Below are 18,193 nucleotides of genomic sequence, written 5' to 3' on the forward strand. Positions count from 1 at the left end.
GGTCGTCCGCCCTGAGGTATCCCCAGAACCTCGTTCGATTCCTCTCGCCCCTCCTTCCGTCTGTCACAGTCAGTCATCGGCCGATGACAGGCGGATGGAGAGGGCTTCACCATGATGACCATGGCGCAGATCTGGACCATGGCGAGCTGCGGACCCGCTTCGATCATGTGGAACGACGGCTGGACAAGCTCGAAGGACTCGACCGCGAGGTTCACGCGCTCACCCTCAAGGTCTCCGGCCGGCAGCCCCCGCCTCCGAAGGAAGCCGACGACGGCTAGCAGCGGCGGGTCACCCGGATCTTCGACTGCTTGTGGGGCAGGTGCTCCCAGTCGGTCATGAAGACGGCGTCCAGGCCGTGCCGGTCGGCCATGGCGACGAGGGTCTCGGTGCGGTAGTAGAAGTCCTCCCGCAGCACCTGGTGTTCCTTGCCGTCGGTGCGGTCGAAGGTGAAGTCGAACCATCCGTCCGCCTTCAGCACCCGGCCCACGTGCGCCAGGCACTCGTCGATGACCTCGAGCGGGGAATGCGAGAAGACGCTGTGCGCGTGCACCACGTCGAAGTGGCCGTCCGGCAGGAAGGCCAGGCGCAGGTCGCGCACGGGCGTCAGGTACGGCAGGCGGTCCTGCAGTTTGTAGGTGGTGAGCGTGTCCTGGGCGGCCATGAGGATGTCGGGGGAGATGTCGAGACCGTGGTAGTGGCCGGGTTCCAGATAGGCGATGAACCAGTGTCCCGCCCGCAGGTTGCCGCAGCCGATCTCCAGCATGCGATGTTCGGGCTGGAGGCCGTGTTCCACCAGATACTCGAACTGCATCTGGCCCATCGCCATCCACCGCTTGTGAGACTTGGAGCCGACGGCCGCCTCGGGGCTGCGGGCGGCGTCCGACTTCATGACCGCCCGGTAGTAACCGACGTGGTCGTGGGTGCGCAGGCGCAGCCAGGTGTCTCGGGCCACCCGCCGCAGGTGGGGCAGGATCCGGTCCGGGTGGGTCAGCGCGTAGCGGGCTTGGTGCCGGATGCTTGATCGGTCCACGGGACATCCTTGGGCAAGCGGTACTTCAGCGTCATGAAGACCGACAGGAGTATGACCACGGCAGGCAGGGCGGTCTGTCCGATGAGCACCGCGGTGATCGCGCCGTCCGGTTGTTCGACCGGGCGGCTCGGCTCCGACTCGATGAACCCGCCGATCGACAACACTACGCCGAAGATCAACGCACCGAAGGAGGCCACGCCGCTCTCGATCGCGGTCCACACACCGGTGAACATCCCCGCTCGCCGCTTGCCGGTGACCGCGGCGTCCACCGCCACGACATCGGCCAGCATGGAGAACTGCAGCAGTTGCACCCCCGCGATGCCCGCCCCGACCAGCAGCAGGGTCAGATGCGCGTAGACGGCGCCGAAGATCGGCGTGGCGGCGGCCAGCGCCGTCCCGCCCGCGTACACCAGCGCGCCCAGCACCATCGCGCCCCGCTTGTCCAACCGCTTCGACAGCGCCACCCAGATCGGCATCGTCAGCAGCATCGGCCCGACCAGCACGGCGAAAAGCGTGGTGGTGGCCTTGGGGTTGCCGAGGGTGTAGCCGGCGAAGTACGGCGCGGCGGCCAGCATCATGCTGACGGCCAGCATCTGGGTGGAACTCAGCGCGAGGAGCCAGACGAAGGGCGTGTTCTTGCGCACCGCCCCGAACTGCTCCCACAGCCTGCCGCCGTCGGGTTCCGGGGCGCCGGTCATGGGGGCGCGGGCCGTACCGAAGAAGGAGCCGAGCATCGCCGCCAGCATGATCACCGCGATCGTCACCGCCATGAGGCGATAGCTGTTCAGCGTGCCGTTGGCGCCCTCGCCGGTGGCGATCGCCGGGGCCAGGATGCCGCTGACGGCGGTGGCGGCGCCGATGAAGACCATCCGCCACTGCAGCAGGGAGGTGCGCTCGTGGTAGTCGTCGGTCATCTCGGCCGGCATGGCCTTGTACGGGACTTCGAACAGGGCGTAGGCGGTGGCGGCGACCAGGAAGCAGACGCCGATGTAGAGGGCGGCGGGCACCCCGCGCAGCGGCGGTCCGGCGAAGACGGCGACGAACGCCACCGGCAGCGTGACGGCCCCGGCCAGCAGCCACGGGCGGCGCGGTCCCATGCGCGAACGCGTCCGGTCCGACCAGCGGCCGACCAGCGGGTTGATGACCAGATCCCACACCTTCGGCCCGGCCACGATCGCCCCCGCCAGCCAGGCGGGCACCGCCATGAAGTTGGTCATGTAGTAGAGCAGGAGGAGACCGGGCACGGCGGCGAACGTGGCGGTACAGAACGACCCGACGCCATACCCCAGCCGCACGCCACGCGAGACCGTGGGGGCATTCACCACCGGTGCGATCATGCCCTCATTCAAACCTACCGAGCCCTTGCTCGATAAGACCCAAACACGAGTCCACCTCAACCAACCCGGGAGCCCCGGCCCACCTTGGCAAGGGGCACCTCTGGCATCGAGAGACCGGCCCGCCGCCGGATGCCCCGCCACCCCCGTCCGCCAGCCGCCGGACGCCCTCTCGGGCACCTGCCCCGGAGAAGTGGCCGCCTGAGGCTGGCCGCCTGAGGGCGGGTGCTTGAGGGTGGGCGTCTGAGGCTGGCCGCCTGAGGGTGGGCGTCTGGGGTTGGGCGTCTGGGGTTGGGCGTCTGGGGTTGGGCGCCTGAGGGCGGGTGCTTGAGGGTGGGCGTCTGAGGCTGGCCGCCTGAGGGTGGGCGTCTGGGGTTGGGCGCCTGGGGTTGGGCGCCTGAGGGCGGGTGCTTGAGGGTGGGCGTCTGGGGTTGGGCCTCTGGGGGTTGGCCACTTTAGGGTGGGCAGCCTGGCTAGGCATGCCTTCGGCGCCTGGAAGGCGGCCTGCCGCCGGACCGCCCGGAACTCCCGGCCGCAGTCGCCGGGCGCCACCTCGGGCACCTTTCCCGGGGGCGCCCTGCCTCGGGGGCACCTGCCCCGCGGGCACCTCCCCCAGGGGAACCTGCCGGGGGAAGTTGCCGCCCGAAAGGGGTGCGCGGGATGGGCGGTGGTGCGGGGGAGCCTGGGGTGAGTGCGGGGTTGACGGCATGGAGGACCGAGGCGTCCGGGACATTGGCGGGTCCGGGCCGGAAGGACCGTGGCGCCCGGGGACCTGTTGGTGAGGGTCCCGGGCGGCGGGGTTGAGCCAGTGTCGGGTGGGTTAGTCGGTGACGTCGGCGCAGACCACGTGGGCGCCGATTTCCACCATGCGTTGTTCGCTGCGCGCGTCCGCCACCCGCGCCATCAGGATCGGCGCCCCGCTGGCGGCGAACTGCGGCAGGCGGGCGCGAGCTCCCCGGTGCAGGTCGCGTACCACGTCCTCGGCCGCCGACATGTGCACCTTCACGTGCAACATGATCCCCGGCACCCCGGACGCGGTGCGCGCCTCCGAGATCCACACGTGGTGAACCAGCGGGTAGTCGGCCAGCAGTTGCGCGATCGCCTGGCGCAGGGCGGGCAGGATGGGATGGGTGCAGCGCCGGTAGCCGGGGTCCACCTGTTGCATGGGGCCCGACAGGTGCGGGCGCGGCGCGGGGATCCACGGCTGGACGGGTGTTTCCGGCATCAGCGGGGAGGTCTTGGGCGCGGGACGGAACATGTCGCCGCCGCGTGAGACCGTCGCCATCGCCCCGGTCGCGTAGGCCGCGGGAACGGCCGCCGACAGCACGGGGGTGGGCCCTGTTCTGGTGGTGCGGAGGAAGCGTTGAAGATCGTCGATCGGTACGGCTGCCGCCGCTGGCCCGGCGGCATCGATCACGATCTCCCGTACTCCGGTGACCCGCTGGATGTCCAGGATGGTGTCGGCGTCGCACGCCGACAGAGAGTGGCTGCCTCGATGCCGGGCGTAGGTCATCGGGCTGGTGTACCCGAGCAGCACTCGGTCACCTGCCTGCGTCGTGCCGAGCACGACCGATCGGTCTGGCCGCACGGCAACCAGGACTCCACTGTCAGCGAGGGCGCCGAGCAGGCGATGCGGACTGCCATGCCGGGCGAGCACGTCGGCGAGAGCGGGGTTCCCGATGCTCATATGACGAACCATAGGTAGTTGGCCACGGCTTATCAGGCTAATAGCGAATAAATCTCCCGATCAAGACAAAGATGTGCCCGGCATGGATGACTTTGCCCTCGGCGGGGTACTCGTCCCGGGTGCCGTGCCGGCCCTTTGTCCCCATTCACCTCGCCTTTCCCGCTCCGGACGGGGATGCGTGGGGCCCAAGCTGGGGTCCTCACTTGTTGGTACGGCGTGCCGTACGTCTCAGATCGCGGGACCCTCGTGAACGCGTTCACAAGCGCGGATACACTCTGAGGGATCCCGAGGGGCCCGCTGCCGTGCCCCTCCCCGAGCCCGCCGCATGCCCCTAAGGATCCACTGTGAACAAGCCCGTCGTCCTGGTCGCTGAGGAGCTGTCCGAAGCCGGCCTCGCCGTACTCGCTGCGGACTTCGAGGTCCGCCACACCGACGGCGCCGATCGCTCCCAGCTTCTGCCCGCCATCGCCGATGTGGACGCGCTCATCGTGAGGTCCGCCACCCAGGTGGACGCCGAGGCCATCGCCGCCGCGCCCAAGCTGCGCGTGGTCGCCCGCGCCGGGGTCGGCCTCGACAACGTGGACGTGGAGTCGGCCACCAAGGCCGGTGTCATGGTGGTCAACGCGCCGACCTCCAACATCACCAGCGCCGCCGAGCAGACGATCGCGCTCATCCTGGCCAGCGCCCGCAACACCGCCCAGGCCCACGCCGCGCTGAAGAACGGCGAGTGGAAACGTTCCAAGTACACCGGTGTCGAGCTCGACGAGAAGGTCGTGGCCATCCTGGGCCTCGGCAAGATCGGCCAGCTCGTGGCGCAGCGGCTGCAGCCGTTCGGCGTCGAGCTGATCGCCTACGACCCGTACCTGCCGCCGGCCCGCGCCGCCCAGATGGGTGTGAAGCTGGTCAGCCTGGATGAGGCGATCAAGCAGGCCGACTTCATCACCGTGCACCTGCCGAAGTCGAAGGAGACGCTCGGTCTCATCGGCGACAAGGAGCTGCACGAGGTCAAGCCGAGCGTGCGGATCATCAACGTGGCCCGCGGCGGCATCGTGGACGAGGGCGCCCTCTACTCCGCGATCAAGGAGGGGCGGGTGGCGGGCGCCGGCCTCGACGTGTTCGCCAAGGAGCCGTGCACCGACAGCCCGCTGTTCGAGCTGGACCAGGTCGTCGCCACCCCGCACCTCGGCGCCTCCACGCACGAGGCGCAGGAGAAGGCGGGCACGCAGGTCGCGCGCAGCGTGAAGCTGGCGCTGGCGGGCGAGTTCGTGCCGGACGCGGTCAACGTCCAGGGCGGCGCGGTGGCCGAGGACGTCAAGCCGGGCCTGCCGCTGGCCGAGAAGCTGGGCCGCGTGTTCACGGCGCTGGCCGGCGAGGTGGCCACCAAGCTCGACGTCGAGGTGCGCGGTGAGATCGCCGCCCAGGACGTGCGGGTGGTCGAGCTGGCCGCGCTCAAGGGCGTCTTCGCCGACGTGATCGAGGAGCAGGTCACCTACGTCAACGCCCCGCTGCTGGCCAAGGACCGCGGCATCCACGTCGAGCTGGTCACCAGCGCCGAGAGCCCCGACTGGCGCAACGTCATCACCGTGCGCGGCGTCCTGGCCGACGGCCGCCAGGTCTCGGTCTCGGGCACGCTGTCCGGCCCGCGCCAGGTCACGAAGATCGTCGAGGTCAACGGCTACGAGATGGAGATCGAGCCGACCGCGCACCTGTCGTTCTTCACCTACACCGACCGCCCCGGCATCGTCGGCGTGGTCGGCCGCATCCTCGGCGAGCAGGGCATCAACATCGCCTCGATGCAGGTGGCCCGGGACGCCAAGGGCGGCAAGGCGCTCATCGCGCTGACCGTCGACTCGGGCATCCCGGCCGACGTCGTGGAGCAGATCGTCGAGGAGATCGGCGCCGACAGCGGCCGCTCGGTGGACCTCGAGGACTGACCCGCCGCCTGAATGCGGCTGCCGTGGACATTCCATGGCAGCCGCATTTTCCGTCTCAGCATGCGAGAAGCTAGGACATCCAAGCAGATCCTCGGGTTAGGCTGTCGATGATGCGCCAGGTTCTCGTACTTATTACCTGCCGCGGCGGGGCCTGTTAGGGCAGGTCGACTCCCCGTCGTGGTGAGCGGCGTTGCGTCGGCCGGTAAGTCCCTGTCCGCCAGATCCGCGACCCGGATCGGCGAGAGCAGGCCCGGTCGGGTCCGTGACCGGGATCTGACTCCCCTGGAGTAGTCCGCCCGCGAACATGAGACGAGTCGCACCATGTACGAGATGTATCCCTGGAACGGTACCGACGAGCACGAGGACGAGGCGGCCGAGGCCGTGCAGTTCGCCCTCGACCGCCGCGACAACGGTGGCGCCCCCTCCCGCTGAACCCCTCTGGGCCTCGCCCTCGCTAGAGCGCCGCGTGCGCCAGGGCGAGGGCGCCCAGCAGCGGCGCGTCGTCGGTGAACCGCGCCTGCCGCACCTCGGGAGCAAAGGGTACGGCCCGCCGTACCTCTGCCAGGATGCCCGGCATGATCACGTCGGCGGCGCCCATCATGCCGCCTCCGATCACCAGGCGTTCGGGATCCAGGGTGACGCACAGGTTGGCCACGCTGGCCGCCAGCAGCCGCAGAGTTCCGGCGACCAGGTCGCGCACCGCCGCATCCGGGCCTGACACATGCCCGTTGGCCGCCGTCGGCGCGTAGCGGGTCAGGAGTTCGGCGGTGGTGGTGGGGCGGCCGAGGAGGGCCGCGGCGCGACGCGCGAGGCCGCTGCCCGAGACGCGCTCCTCCAGCGGCACGTGGCCGTCGGCGAAGGCGGGTTCGCCGGGTTCCACCTGGAGGTAGCCGATTTCGCCCGCGGCGCCGTGCGCGCCCGGGATCACCTGGCCGCCGACGATCAGGGCGGCCGCCAGACCCGTGCCCAGGTTCAGGTAGACGGCGGTGGACACGCCGCGCAGCGCGCCCCAGCGCAGTTCGGCGGCGGCCGCGGCGTTGACGTCGTTGTCGATGGCCACCGGAATGTCGCCGTACTCCTCGGCCAGCAGCCTCGGGAGCTCCAGACCATCCCAGCCCGGGACGTTCGGCGACAGCCGTACCACACCATCGCGGATCACCCCCGTGGTGGAGAAACCCACCGCGGCCGGGGCGCTGTCGAGGCGGCGGCCCGCGGCCAGGGCGCGCGCGAGCGTGCCGGGGCCGGTGTCCAGGCGTTCGCGCGCGGCGATCTCGGGCCCGTCGGCGCCCGAGACCCCCACCGCGATCTTCGTGCCGCCGATGTCGATGCCCAGCACCTGGCTCACCTGATGGGACCCTTTCTGGCGAGTGAGTCGATGGCGACGGCCAGGGCGAGCACCGCGGCCGTGACCATGAGGCGGACCGAGGAGTCCACGCTGAGCAGGAACATACCGCTGGTGATCGACTGGATCACCAGGACCCCCAGCAGCGCGGCGTAGGCCCGTCCGCGCCCGCCGAACAGCGAGGTGCCGCCGATCACCGCCGCCGCGATGGCCATGAGCAGCACGTCGCTGCCGCCCGACTGCTGGTTGACCGCGGACAGGCGGCTGGCGGCCAGGATCCCGCCCGCCGCCGCGAGCGTCGATGCCAGCATGAACGCCAGCACCCGGATCCTGGCCACGTTGATGCCGGCCCGCCGCGCCGCCTCGGCGTTGCCGCCGACCGCGTAGACGTGGCGGCCGAAGGCCGTGTGCCGGAGCACGAGGTCGAAGCCGGCGACCAGCGTGCCGAAGATGACCAGCAGCAACGGCACGCCGCGATCGGCCGACATGATCAGTACGGCGGCGCCCAGCAGCACCCCGAGCCCGGCGGCGCGGACCGGCGGCCACCACGCGGGCGGCGCCGGCAGCCCGGCCTTGACGCGGGCGGCCCGGTTCAGCAGGCCCGCCCCGCCGGAGACGATCACCAGCCCGGCCACGACCAGCCACGACAGCCAGCCCGGCAACCAGGTGTCGCTCAGCTTGGAGATGAATCCGGTGAACGGCAGGTTGATCGTCCCGCCCTCCCGCAGCAGGTAGAGCAGCAGGCCCTGCCAGCCCATGAGCCCGGCCAGCGTGATCACGAACGACGGCATCCGCAGCCGGGTCAGCATCAGCCCGTGCAGCAGGCCGATCGCCGTCCCCGCCAGCAGCGCCACCAGGATCGCCGGGAGCGGATGCCAGCCCTGCTTCACGCTGACGATCGTCATGATCGTCGCGCAGAGGCCGCTGACCGACCCGGCCGACAGGTCGATCTCGCCCAGCAGCAGCACCATGACGATGCCGAGCGCGATCGTGCCGGTGGCGGCCATCTGGAGGGCCAGCGTGGTGAGGTTCTGCGCGGACAGGAAACGGTCGTTGAGGGTGCTGAAGATGATCGCGATCGCGATGAGCGCACCGACCACCGGCCAGGCGCCGATGTCGCCCTGCGTGAGCGTGATCGGGGAGTACGGCTTGCGCAGTGTGGTGTCCGGGTTCATGCGGTGCCTTCTGTGGAGGTGGTCATGCGTTCGCTCCTGTGATGGCGGCGACGATCTCTTCCCGGGTGGCGGTAGCCGTACCGAAGACTCCGGCGTTGCGTCCCAGGCGCAGCACCACGACCCGGTCGCTCACCGCCCGCACGTCGGCGAGGTTGTGCGAGATGACCAGCACCGCCAGCCCGCGCTCGCGCAGGCGGCCGATGAGCGCGAGCACCTGCGCGGTCTGCTCCACGCCCAGCGCGGCGGTCGGCTCGTCCAGGATGACCAGGCGCGGCTCGCCCAGCAGGGCCCGCGCGATCGCCACCGACTGGCGCTGGCCGCCCGAGAGCATCGCCACCGGCACCCGGATGTCGCGGATGCGCACGTCGAGCTGGGAAAGAAGGTCGCGGGTGCGGCGTTCCATGCTGATGTGGCGGAGGAGGCGGCTTTCGTTGCCGAGGAAGAGGTTGCCGACGACGTCGAGGTTCTCGCAGAGCGCCAGGTCCTGGTAGACGGTGGCGATGCCGAGCGCCTGCGCGTCGCGGGGGCCAGTGATCCGCACCTGCCGGCCGTCCATCGTGATCGAGCCGGCGTCCGGGAGCACCACGCCCGAGATGGCCTTGACCAGGGTGGACTTGCCCGCGCCGTTGTCGCCCATGAGCGCGACGACTTCGCCGGGGCGCAGGTCCAGGCTCGCTCCGTCGAGGGCCTGGACCGCGCCGTACCGCTTGGTGATCCCCGAGGCTGAGATCATCTACTGGATGCCGTTCTTCTCGCAGGCCGCCTTGACCTCGGCGGTGCAGATCTGGTCGACGGTGTAGAACTTGTCCTTCACGATCGTGTCCTTGACCTTGTCGGCGGTGACCGGGATCGGGTCGAGGAGGAAGGCCGGGATGTCGGCGGTGCCGTTGCTGACCTTGGCCGGAGCCGTGGGGGACTGGCCGTTGACGAGGGCGACGGCGAGTTCGGCGGACTTTTCGGCTTCGGCCCTGATGTTCAGATATATGGTCATGTGCTGCTCGCCGGTGAGAATGCGGTGAATGGCGGCGAGTTCCGCGTCCTGCCCGGTGATCGGCGGCAGCGTCTTGTACCCGGCTCGCTTCATCGCCGCGATCGCGCCGCCCGCCATTCCGTCGTTGGCGCTGAGCACACCCACGATCTTGTCCCGGCCCAGCGCGGTGATCGCCTGCTCCATCTGCTGCTGCGCCTTGTCCGGGCTCCAGTCCGGCGTGTCGAACTCCCGGCCCACCGTGACCTTGCCGTCCAGGACGCTCTTGGCGCCCTTCTTGTAGTCGGCCGAACTCGGGTCCGTCGGCGAGCCGTGGATCATCACGATCTCGCCCTTGGCCGTCGTCCCCCGGGCGTCGAGCGCGTCCAGCAGCGCCTGGCCCTGCATCTCGCCGACCCGGACATTGTTGAACGACACGTAGTACGCGTAGTCGATGCCCGAGATCAACCGGTCATAGGCGATGACCGGGATCTGCTTCTGCTTCGCCTGGTTGACCAGCGGCGCCACGGCGGCCGCGTCCACCGCGTCCAGAACCAGCACGTTCGCGCCCTGCGTGATGGCCGCTTCGACCTGTTGCTGCTGCTTGGCGGCATCCTGGTCGGCGTTGCTGTAAAGGATCTCGCAGGCGGCGCAGAGCTCCTTCACCTTGGCCTCGAACAGCGGGCGGTCGAACGCCTCGTAGCGGGTGGTCTTCGACTCGGGTAAGAAGAGGGCGATCTTCTTGGCGGACTGGGCGGGTTGTCCGGCGGTGGATGGTTGGGCGCTGGCCGTGGTACCCCCGCCGGTGCCGCATCCGGCCAGCAGCATGATCGCGGCGGCGACGGGGGCCATCACTGCTCGGTGCATCGCGCATCGTTCCTCTCGTGCAGCCTTCGGGCCGGGGCCTTGGTCTCCGTCCGGGCGGAGAGGGCCGGCGCGGCTGCTTCCGGGTTGGGGTGTGATCTCTTGGCTCGCCCGGGGAACCGGCTGGACGTCCGTGGTGGATCAAGGGGCTAGTTGGTAAGAAAGGTAATTTACTATCCGCCGCGTTGGCTAGAGTCTGCCGGGAAGGGGAGGTCACGGTGCGAAGCGAGCTGGGAAACCCGCGTCTGTTGCGGGTCATGAACGAACGACGGCTACTTGATCAGCTCCATCGCGAGGGCCCCGCCTCCAGGGCCGACCTCGCCAAGGTCACCGGGCTGTCCAAGCCCACGGTCTCCGCCGCGCTCGCCGGGCTGGCGGAGGACGGGCTGGTTCACCTGGTCGGAGAGGTGTCCGGGCGACCGGGGCCCATCACCTCGCTCTACGACGTCAACGCCGCTTCCGCCCACGTGGCCGGGATCGACATCGGGCACGACTGGATCAGGGTGGCGGTGGCCGACCTCCGGGGGGCGTTCGCCGGCCGTACCGACGGGCGGAACACCGCGCGGACCTCGGCCGAACTCGGTGAGCTGGTCGGCGAACTCGCGCGGGCGGCGGCCAGGGAAGCCGAGCTGGACTGGTCGGCGATCACCTGCGCCGTCGTGGGTTCGCCCGGTGTGTACGACCCGGGGGCCGGGCGGCTGGACTTCGCGCCGAACCTGCCCGGCCCGGACCTGGCCGACCGGCTGCGGGCGGCGCTCGCCGTCGATCTGGTCATCGAGAACGACATCAACCTGGCCGCCGTGGGCGAGCATGTTTATGGGGAAGGGCGGGGTAAGTCCAACTTCGCGCTGGTGTCCATCGGCACCGGCGTCGGGATGGGGATCGTGGTCAACGGCGAGTTGTACGTCGGGGCACGAGGGGCGGCCGGCGAAGTGTCCTACCTGCCCGCCACCGACGACGCCACCCCGCACTCCGCCGACGACACCGCCCAGCACGCCGCCGGCGGGCCCGGGCCCCGTCCGGCCGACGCCGACATGCGGGAACACGGGGCGACCGAAACCGTCGCCGCCGCCCCCGGCGTGGTGCGCGCGGCCCGGGCGGCCGGGCTGTCGCTGGGCACGGCCAAGGAGATCTTCGCCGCCGCCGAGCGCGGGGACGCCGCCGCCCTCTCGGTGGTCACGGCGGAGGGGCGCCGGATCGGCGGACTCCTGGTGGCCGTGGCCGCCGTCCTCGACCCGGAGGTGATCGTGCTGACCGGCGGCGTAGGCCACAACCTGGACCTCCTCGGCACCGCCCTCGAAACCCGGATAGCCGAACTCGGCCCCCTCCGGCCCACGGTCGTGGCCAGCGCTTTGGGGGACAGTGGGGTCCTCCTGGGCGCCGTGGCCCACGCCCAGGCCCGCGCCTGGGACCTGATCTTCACTGCCCGCATGGCGTGACCGGCGGTCTTCCGGCAGGCGCTGATCGGGCAACCGGGTGGCTAGGGGGTGCCTTGGCCGGGAGCTTGTGTGGCTGAGGGGATTGCCTTGGCCGGCCGGCGGGGCGCTCGTAACGGCGGCACGCCACCCCCGCTGGACGACCGTTTCCTGGACGGGCGGATCCGCGTGCGGTGGGTGGCGTTACGCCGGCTTCGCCGTACTGACTAGAGCGGCACTGACCTGAGCCGTACTGACTAGAGCAGCGTTGCGATCGGCAGGGATGGGGCGGGCGCGCGGCCGAGCTTCTTCAGCTGGGCCGTGTGCTTGACGCCCTTCGGGTCGGGGCGGACGGCGCCGACGAAGGACTGGCGGCGCCAGGAACTGAGGCGTTCCTCCTTGACCACGTCGCCCGAACGCGGCGAGTGAACCATGAAACCGCGCTTGGAGATCATGCCCACGTGGCCCAGGCCGGAGAAGAAGACCAGGTCGCCGGGCTTCAGGTTCTTCCAGGTGATCTTCTTGTCGAACGCCCGGTACTGCTGCGCGGCGGTGCGCGGGAGTTCGATGCCGGCGGATTCGTAGGCCCGCAGCATGAGGCCCGAGCAGTCATAGCCGCGCTTGCTGGCACCGCCCCAGACGTAGGGGGTGCCGCGCTTGTCCATGGCGTAGGAGAGGGCCTGCTTCCAGGCGGGCTTCTCGGCCGGCTCCTGCTGGACGGTCTGGTCGTCGGGGGTGACGGGGGTGCTCGGCGTGGTGGGTGCGGGGGTGGTGGGGGTGTTCGGCGTGGCGGATGCGGGGGAGGTGATGGTGGCCGCCGTGGCTCCCGTGATCACGAAGAGAGCGGCGGTCGCGATGATGCGAGACAGGGGTCTGTCCTTCCATACGGCCGGCCGGGTTAGCTGTCGGGCTCGGGCCTGGAAGTGGCCCTACGGCGTGGGGAAACGCCGATTCGCCCCATGGAGAAAGGTGGGTCCCCGGCTCCACGCTCGGTTGCGTGGATTAGGCGTCTGGGACTTTAACGAAACAGTCAAAGCGTGGCAAATCGGTCAAAACGGATTGTCCGAAAAATGAGATGGTGTGCTCGTCAGGCGAGACACCCGGTAAGGTGCACCCATGGAGTCGCGCAGCATTCGCCTGGCCGTCATCCCCGGGGACGGCATCGGTACCGAAGTCGTCACCGAAGGTCTCAAGGTTCTCGAGGCCGTCGGCCCCAAGTTCGACATCACGCACTACGACCTTGGCGCGGACCGCTACGCCAGGACCGGCGAGGTCCTGCCCGACTCCGTACTCCAGGAGCTACGCGGCTACGACGCCATCCTCCTCGGCGCCGTCGGCGACCCCCGCAAGGTGCCGCCCGGCCTGCTGGAGCGCGACCTGCTGCTGCGCATCCGCTTTGACTTCGACCACTACGTCAACCTGCGCCCGGTCAAGCTGCTGCCCGGTGTCGAAACCCCGCTCGCCGACACCCCGGCCGAGAACATCGACATCGTCGTCGTCCGCGAGGGCACCGAATCCCTCTACGCCGGCACCGGTGGCGCCATGCGCAAGGGCACGCCGTACGAGGTCGCCACACAGGAGTCCATCAACACCGCCTACGGCGTCGAGCGCGTCGTCCGCTACGCCTTCGCCAAGGCGAAGACCCGGCCGCGCAAGAAGCTCACGCTCGTCCACAAGACCAACGTGCTCGCCTACGCCGGCGACCTCTGGCAGCGCACCTTCGACCGCGTGGCCGAGGAATACCCCGAGGTCACCACCGACTACGTGCACATCGACGCGGCCACCATGTACTTCGTCAACCAGCCCGAGCGCTTCGACGTGATCGTCACCGACAACCTCTTCGGCGACATCATCACCGACCTTGGCGCCGCCGTCGCCGGCGGCATCGGCCTGGCCGCCAGCGGCAACATCAACCCCGAGGGGGCCGCGCCCAGCATGTTCGAGCCGGTGCACGGCAGCGCGCCCGACATCGCCGGCCAGAACAAGGCCGACCCCACCGCCACCATCCTCTCGGTCGCCATGCTCCTGGACCACCTCGGCCTCACCCAGGAGGCCGCGCGCGTCGAGCAGGCGGTGGCCGACGACATCGTGGAACGGCTGGCCGGCTGGGGCAGCCGCACCACCCACGAAATCGGCGACGACATCGCCGCCCGAGTATCCGGCGGCGCCTGACGCCGCCGGTCACACCGGTTCACGAGCAGCGCGCCGTACCACCGCGAACCGACCCCATCCGTCGTCAGCTCAACCCCGCAGAGTCCGCGCCCCAGGGCACGGACAGCGACCTGCGAGTCCCGCCGGCCCCGCCGTCCTCCGCAGTCCACGCAAGGCGCACCCCACCCATGGGTGCCACGTCACCAGGTGATCCGCCGAACGCGTGGACGGTTGCGAACCACGGGCCGTTGGATACCCCGGGTCGAGGGGAACAGGAGCCGCCGGGATGCCGAGCGGAGCCGCCAGGATTCTGAGTGGACCCCACCGGGGCGCACCGGAGCCCTGACCGGGACCCGCCGGGAGCCTGGCCGGGATCCGCCGGAACCCTGACCGGGCCCGGCGCCCCGAGCGCAGCCCGCCGGAACCTGGGGCGGGACCCGCCGGAACTCCGAGCGGAGCCTCAGGATCCGAACGGGAGCTCCAGGAACCCGGACCCGGGTCCCAAGCTGACCACGGCCCTCGGCCGATCCCTCCCAGCCCCCAAGGGCAGGGACCGGTCGGCGAGGAGGTTCGCAAGGAGAGCGAAGATCTTGACCCGAGACCCCCGGGAACCCCTGACCGGACCCCGAGGACCTCGACGACGACCAGCGGAAACCCCCCGCACAAGGTCTTCAGATCTTCGCCCCAACGGCGCAACGTGAAGCCCACGTAACCGACCGAGTACGCGGCCCAGGCGCCCCCAGCGCTCTCGCGGCCGCCTGCCCACCCAACGCCCGGTGGCTCGCGAGAGCTATCGGGCGTTTTCGTCGCGCCCTAACGGTCGTCCAATTGGATGCAGTAAGTTCCCGTTACCCGATCCGGCGCAGAATGGATTCAGGGTAGTCCTCAGAGAAAGAGAAGGATCTCCGTCATGACCACCGCTCAGAAGCTCAGCTTCGACGTGCAGCTATCCGACCACGCTCGCACCGCGGCAGAGCGCGAGGCGGTACTGGCGAACCCCGGTTTCGGGCAGGCCTTCACCGATCACATGATCTCGATCGACTACACCGAAGGCACTGGCTGGCACGACGCCAGGCTCACGCCGTACGGACCGCTCACCTTCGACCCGGCCACCGCCGTCTTCCACTACGCGCAGGAGCTGTTCGAGGGCCTGAAGGCGTACCGTCACGCGAACGGCTCCATCGTCACGTTCCGCCCCTATGCCAACGCCGCCCGTTTCAATCGTTCCTGTGTGCGCATGGCCATGCCCGAACTGCCGGAAGACGCCTTCGTCGAGTCGCTCGAGCTTCTCGTGCACACCGATCGCGAGTGGGTGCCGACCACCGAGGGCCACAGCCTCTACCTGCGCCCGTTCATCATCGCCACCCAGGTCGGTCTCGGCGTCAACTATCCGTCGAAGAGCTACCGCTACATGGCCATCGCCTCTCCCGCGGCCTCCTACTTCAGCGGCGGCGTCAAGCCCGTCTCCGTGTGGCTCTCGACCGAGTACACCCGCGCCGCGCCCGGTGGCACCGGCGCCGCCAAGTGCGGCGGCAACTACGCCGCGGCGTTCGTCGCCCAGCGTGAGGCGGTCGAGAAGGGCTGCGACCAGGTGGTCTGGCTCGACGCCCACGAGCATCGGTACGTCGAGGAGATGGGCGGCATGAATCTCTTCTTCGTCTACGGCAACAAACTGCTCACCCCGGCGCTCACCGGCACGCTTCTGCCCGGCATCACCCGCGACTCCATCCTCACCCTCGCCGCCGACCTCGGCCTGGAGGCCGAGGAGGGCCGCCTGTCCATCGAGGAGTGGCAGGCCGGCTGCGAGTCCGGCGAGCTCACCGAGGTCTTCGCCTGCGGCACCGCGGCCGTGGTCACCCCGGTCGGCTCCGTGAAGGGCGCCGACCGCGCCTGGACCATCGGCGACGGCACCCCCGGCCCGGTCACCATGCGCATCCGCGACGAACTGGTCGGCATCCAGTACGGCAACCGCCCCGACCAGCACGGCTGGGTCCACAAGATCGGCTGACGGTACGGCTTCGCGTCGCGCCTGCCCTCTCCCCTCAACCGGGGGCAGGCGCGACCCCACTCAGGGCCGTCAGTTCTTGCGGATCAGCGTGAGCCCGTCGGAGATCGGCAGGATGGTCGTGGTCACGCGGGGATCTTCCATCACCATGTCGTTGAACTCGCGCATCGCCACCGTCGTCGCGTCGTTCCTGGCCGGGTCGACTACGTAGCCCGTCCACAGCGTGTTGTCCACCATGATCAGTCCGCCCGGTCGCAGGCGTTCCATCAGCAGTTCGTAGTAGGCGGGATAGCCTTCCTTGTCCGCGTCGACGAAGGCCAGGTCCACCTGGGCGTCCAGGGCCGGGAGGGTCTCGGTGGCGGGGCCGAGGGTCAGGGTGATGCGGTCGGCCACGCCCGCCGCCTCCCAGTAGCGCTTGGCGATGGCCGTCCATTCGTCGCTGACGTCGTAGCAGTACAGGTGGCCGCCCGACAGTCCTCTTGCCAGGCACAGGGACGAGTAGCCGGTGAACGTGCCCAGCTCGACCACCACGGCCGGATTGACGAACTGGGTGAGCATGGTCAGCAGGCGGCCCTGGGAGGCGGAGATCTGCATGCTGGCCTCGTCGCCGGTGGCTTCGCGGGTCTCGATGGCCAGTTGCTCCAGGAGTGCGTCCGGGTGGGTGGTGTGCTCGTGGATGTACTGGGCGATCGGCTGGTCGAGGACGAAGTTCTTCATGGCGCCATTGTCGATCAGCCGGGCTGGTCTTCGGTGGGTTCGGCGTCGTTGAACACGGCGGTGTCGAGGGTGAGGTTCCAAGGGGCGGGGAGCGCTAGCCCGGCGCCGAACGTGACCTCGGTGTGGTGGGTGAAGGCCCCCTCGGCAGGAAGGGCGAACAGGTCGGCGGTGGATTTGATGGGGTCGATGCGGAGGAAGAGGGGGACCCCGGCGGCGGCGTAGGCGGCAGGTTTGTCGTGGTAATCGTCGTTGACGCTGCTGGGGGAGACGACCTCGACGACGAGGTGGGTGTCGTCGGCGTAAACCTCGTCTTGGCCCCACATGCGCGGGCGCTTGGAGACGACCACGAGGTCGGGGATGAATCTGTCGGTCTGGGTGCCCATGAACAGCTTGATGTTGGTCCACGGCCGCCAGTCACGCTCCATCAGGAAGCCGGTGAGCTGGAAGAGCAGCAGCGCGATGATGTTGTTGTGGAGTCCGGTCGGCATGGGGCTCACCACGATCCGGCCGTGGATGAGCTCGACACGCTGCGGGTCGAAGTGCGTGCACACCGTTCGATACTGCGCCAGCAGATCGTCCTCGGCGGCGGTAGGACGCGCGAGAAGTTTGGCCATGGTTCCATCATCCCCTCCAGAGAGATGAACGCAATGTGATGACAGCACGACCCAAGGTAATGCCACCTCAAAGTCATCGCAACCTTGTTCGAATACCTGACCAATATGTCGCAAATGATAGGGTCGCCCCGATGAAAATGAGGCTGGTGGCGGCCCTGGTGGTCGCGTGTGTCGTTCTTGCCGTACTCGCTGTCGTGGCCTTCACGGAGCCGTCCGGCAGCCAGGGCACCTACCAGCTGACCCGTCAGCCGGACGGTTCGATGGTCCTGGTCAAGCCCGGCGTGACCGCCCCGGTCCTCGACCTCTACGAAGACTTCGACTGCCCCGTCTGCAAGCGCCTGCACGACGCCGTGGACCCCACGATCCAGCGCCTGGCCAAGCAGGGGGCGGTGCGCGTGGTGTTCCACCCGGTGACGATCTTCCAGGATGAGCCGATGCGCTCCAACAGCATCCGCGCGGCCGCCGCCGCCCGATGCGTCCCGGAGGCGAACTGGCTGGCCTTCCGCGACGAGCTGTACGCGATCCAGCCCGCCCCGCACGGCTCCGCGAGCGGCTTCACCCCGCGGGAACTCGTGGGCGCGGCCCGCAAGGCGGGCGCCTCGGTGGACGAGTGCGTCTCCAGCCTGACCCATGCCAACCAGCACCTGCGCCAGAGCGCCGGGATCCGCCTCGAAGGCACCCCGACGGTCCTGCTCAACGGCCGGATGCTCGGCGAGGAGGCGTTCGACCCGAAGGCGCTGGAGCGGCTCATCACCGGCGGCGACGGCGTCACCATCTGACTGCGGCGTCTAAAGGGTTGTCCCAGAACGTGAGACCGGTGTGCCAGATGGTGAATCCATGTGGCAGACTCCATCTCACCATGTTCTACGGTCTGCTCATTATCGGCAGGCGCGCTGGCTAACAAACGGGACACCGCCAGCGCGCAGACCTCTCACGTCCGTGAGGGGTCTTTTTCATT

The 18,193-nt window shown here is 69.5% G+C and carries 15 protein-coding genes and 1 riboswitch; of the genes, 5 read left to right on the forward strand and 10 right to left on the reverse strand.

All coding sequences use genetic code 11. The annotated features are described in order from the left end of the window. Positions 1 to 274: 274 nt before the first annotated feature. The 3 genes from FVE25_RS32060 to FVE25_RS32070 all read right to left on the reverse strand — a co-directional run bounded on the left by FVE25_RS32060 (position 275) and on the right by FVE25_RS32070 (position 4,051). Positions 275 to 1,030, reverse strand: a complete 756-nt coding sequence (locus tag FVE25_RS32060) for a class I SAM-dependent methyltransferase (RefSeq protein WP_157250851.1) — start codon at positions 1,028 to 1,030, stop codon at positions 275 to 277. Further along, on the reverse strand, positions 988 to 2,367 hold the full coding sequence (locus tag FVE25_RS32065) for an MFS transporter (RefSeq protein ID WP_157250852.1): 1,380 nt from the start codon (positions 2,365 to 2,367) through the stop codon (positions 988 to 990). Before FVE25_RS32065 ends, FVE25_RS32060 begins: the two co-directional genes overlap by 43 nt. 817 nt (positions 2,368 to 3,184) lie before the next feature. Continuing rightward, positions 3,185 to 4,051 carry a hypothetical protein gene (locus FVE25_RS32070; RefSeq protein ID WP_157250853.1) on the reverse strand — a complete coding sequence of 289 codons (867 nt, stop codon included), beginning with the start codon at positions 4,049 to 4,051 and terminating at the stop codon, positions 3,185 to 3,187. A 344-nt stretch (positions 4,052 to 4,395) separates the two neighbouring features. Between FVE25_RS32070 and serA the strand changes: the two genes are divergently transcribed. After that, the gene (serA, locus tag FVE25_RS32075) at positions 4,396 to 5,985 is read left to right on the forward strand and encodes a phosphoglycerate dehydrogenase (RefSeq protein WP_157250854.1); all 1,590 of its coding nucleotides are present in this window, start codon (positions 4,396 to 4,398) and stop codon (positions 5,983 to 5,985) included. Positions 5,986 to 6,439: 454 nt separating this feature from the next. Here the strand turns inward: serA and FVE25_RS32080 are convergent, their stop codons facing one another. The 4 genes from FVE25_RS32080 to FVE25_RS32095 are packed head-to-tail and all read right to left on the reverse strand — an operon-like array spanning position 6,440 to position 10,336. Next, positions 6,440 to 7,330 (reverse strand): ROK family protein, encoded by an 891-nt coding sequence (locus FVE25_RS32080; protein WP_157250855.1) that lies wholly within the window; start codon positions 7,328 to 7,330, stop codon positions 6,440 to 6,442. After that, positions 7,327 to 8,502: a sugar ABC transporter permease gene (locus tag FVE25_RS32085; RefSeq protein ID WP_157250856.1), complete on the reverse strand. Its 1,176-nt coding sequence runs from the start codon at positions 8,500 to 8,502 to the stop codon at positions 7,327 to 7,329. The genes FVE25_RS32080 and FVE25_RS32085 overlap by 4 nt, the downstream gene beginning before the upstream one ends. A 22-nt stretch (positions 8,503 to 8,524) precedes the next feature. Beyond that, positions 8,525 to 9,235: an ATP-binding cassette domain-containing protein gene (locus FVE25_RS32090; RefSeq protein ID WP_157250857.1), complete on the reverse strand. Its 711-nt coding sequence runs from the start codon at positions 9,233 to 9,235 to the stop codon at positions 8,525 to 8,527. Next, entirely contained in the window at positions 9,236 to 10,336 is a 1,101-nt protein-coding gene (locus tag FVE25_RS32095; RefSeq protein WP_157250858.1) for a sugar ABC transporter substrate-binding protein, read from the reverse strand. It lies immediately after the preceding gene. Positions 10,337 to 10,551: 215 nt separating this feature from the next. Between FVE25_RS32095 and FVE25_RS32100 the strand changes: the two genes are divergently transcribed. Further along, positions 10,552 to 11,772 carry an ROK family transcriptional regulator gene (locus tag FVE25_RS32100; protein WP_219825728.1) on the forward strand — a complete coding sequence of 407 codons (1,221 nt, stop codon included), beginning with the start codon at positions 10,552 to 10,554 and terminating at the stop codon, positions 11,770 to 11,772. Positions 11,773 to 12,005: 233 nt separating this feature from the next. Here the strand turns inward: FVE25_RS32100 and FVE25_RS32105 are convergent, their stop codons facing one another. Continuing rightward, on the reverse strand, positions 12,006 to 12,584 hold the full coding sequence (locus tag FVE25_RS32105; protein ID WP_157250859.1) for a C40 family peptidase: 579 nt from the start codon (positions 12,582 to 12,584) through the stop codon (positions 12,006 to 12,008). Between the two features lie 36 nt (positions 12,585 to 12,620). Further along, positions 12,621 to 12,767, reverse strand: a riboswitch (cyclic di-AMP (ydaO/yuaA leader). A gap of 97 nt (positions 12,768 to 12,864) precedes the next feature. Here FVE25_RS32105 and FVE25_RS32110 point away from each other — a divergent pair. Together FVE25_RS32110 and FVE25_RS32115 are read left to right on the forward strand one after the other, a co-directional pair. Next, positions 12,865 to 13,920, forward strand: coding sequence for a 3-isopropylmalate dehydrogenase (locus tag FVE25_RS32110; protein ID WP_157250860.1), 1,056 nt, complete (start codon positions 12,865 to 12,867; stop codon positions 13,918 to 13,920). Between the two features lie 889 nt (positions 13,921 to 14,809). After that, a complete protein-coding gene (locus FVE25_RS32115; RefSeq protein ID WP_157250861.1) occupies positions 14,810 to 15,907 on the forward strand; it encodes a branched-chain amino acid aminotransferase in 1,098 nt (365 codons plus the stop codon). 69 nt (positions 15,908 to 15,976) lie between these two features. On the opposite strand, the gene FVE25_RS32120 is transcribed toward FVE25_RS32115, so the two are convergent. Further along, positions 15,977 to 16,621, reverse strand: coding sequence for an O-methyltransferase (locus FVE25_RS32120; RefSeq protein WP_157250862.1), 645 nt, complete (start codon positions 16,619 to 16,621; stop codon positions 15,977 to 15,979). Between the two features lie 14 nt (positions 16,622 to 16,635). Next, positions 16,636 to 17,235, reverse strand: a complete 600-nt coding sequence (locus tag FVE25_RS32125; protein WP_157250863.1) for a Uma2 family endonuclease — start codon at positions 17,233 to 17,235, stop codon at positions 16,636 to 16,638. A gap of 131 nt (positions 17,236 to 17,366) precedes the next feature. Here FVE25_RS32125 and FVE25_RS32130 point away from each other — a divergent pair, with 131 nt between their 5' ends. Further along, positions 17,367 to 18,014 (forward strand): DsbA family protein, encoded by a 648-nt coding sequence (locus FVE25_RS32130; RefSeq protein ID WP_157250864.1) that lies wholly within the window; start codon positions 17,367 to 17,369, stop codon positions 18,012 to 18,014. Positions 18,015 to 18,193: the final 179 nt, after the last annotated feature.

Origin of the sequence: Nonomuraea typhae (assembly GCF_009760925.1) — a bacterium.
Classification (GTDB): domain Bacteria; phylum Actinomycetota; class Actinomycetes; order Streptosporangiales; family Streptosporangiaceae; genus Nonomuraea; species Nonomuraea typhae.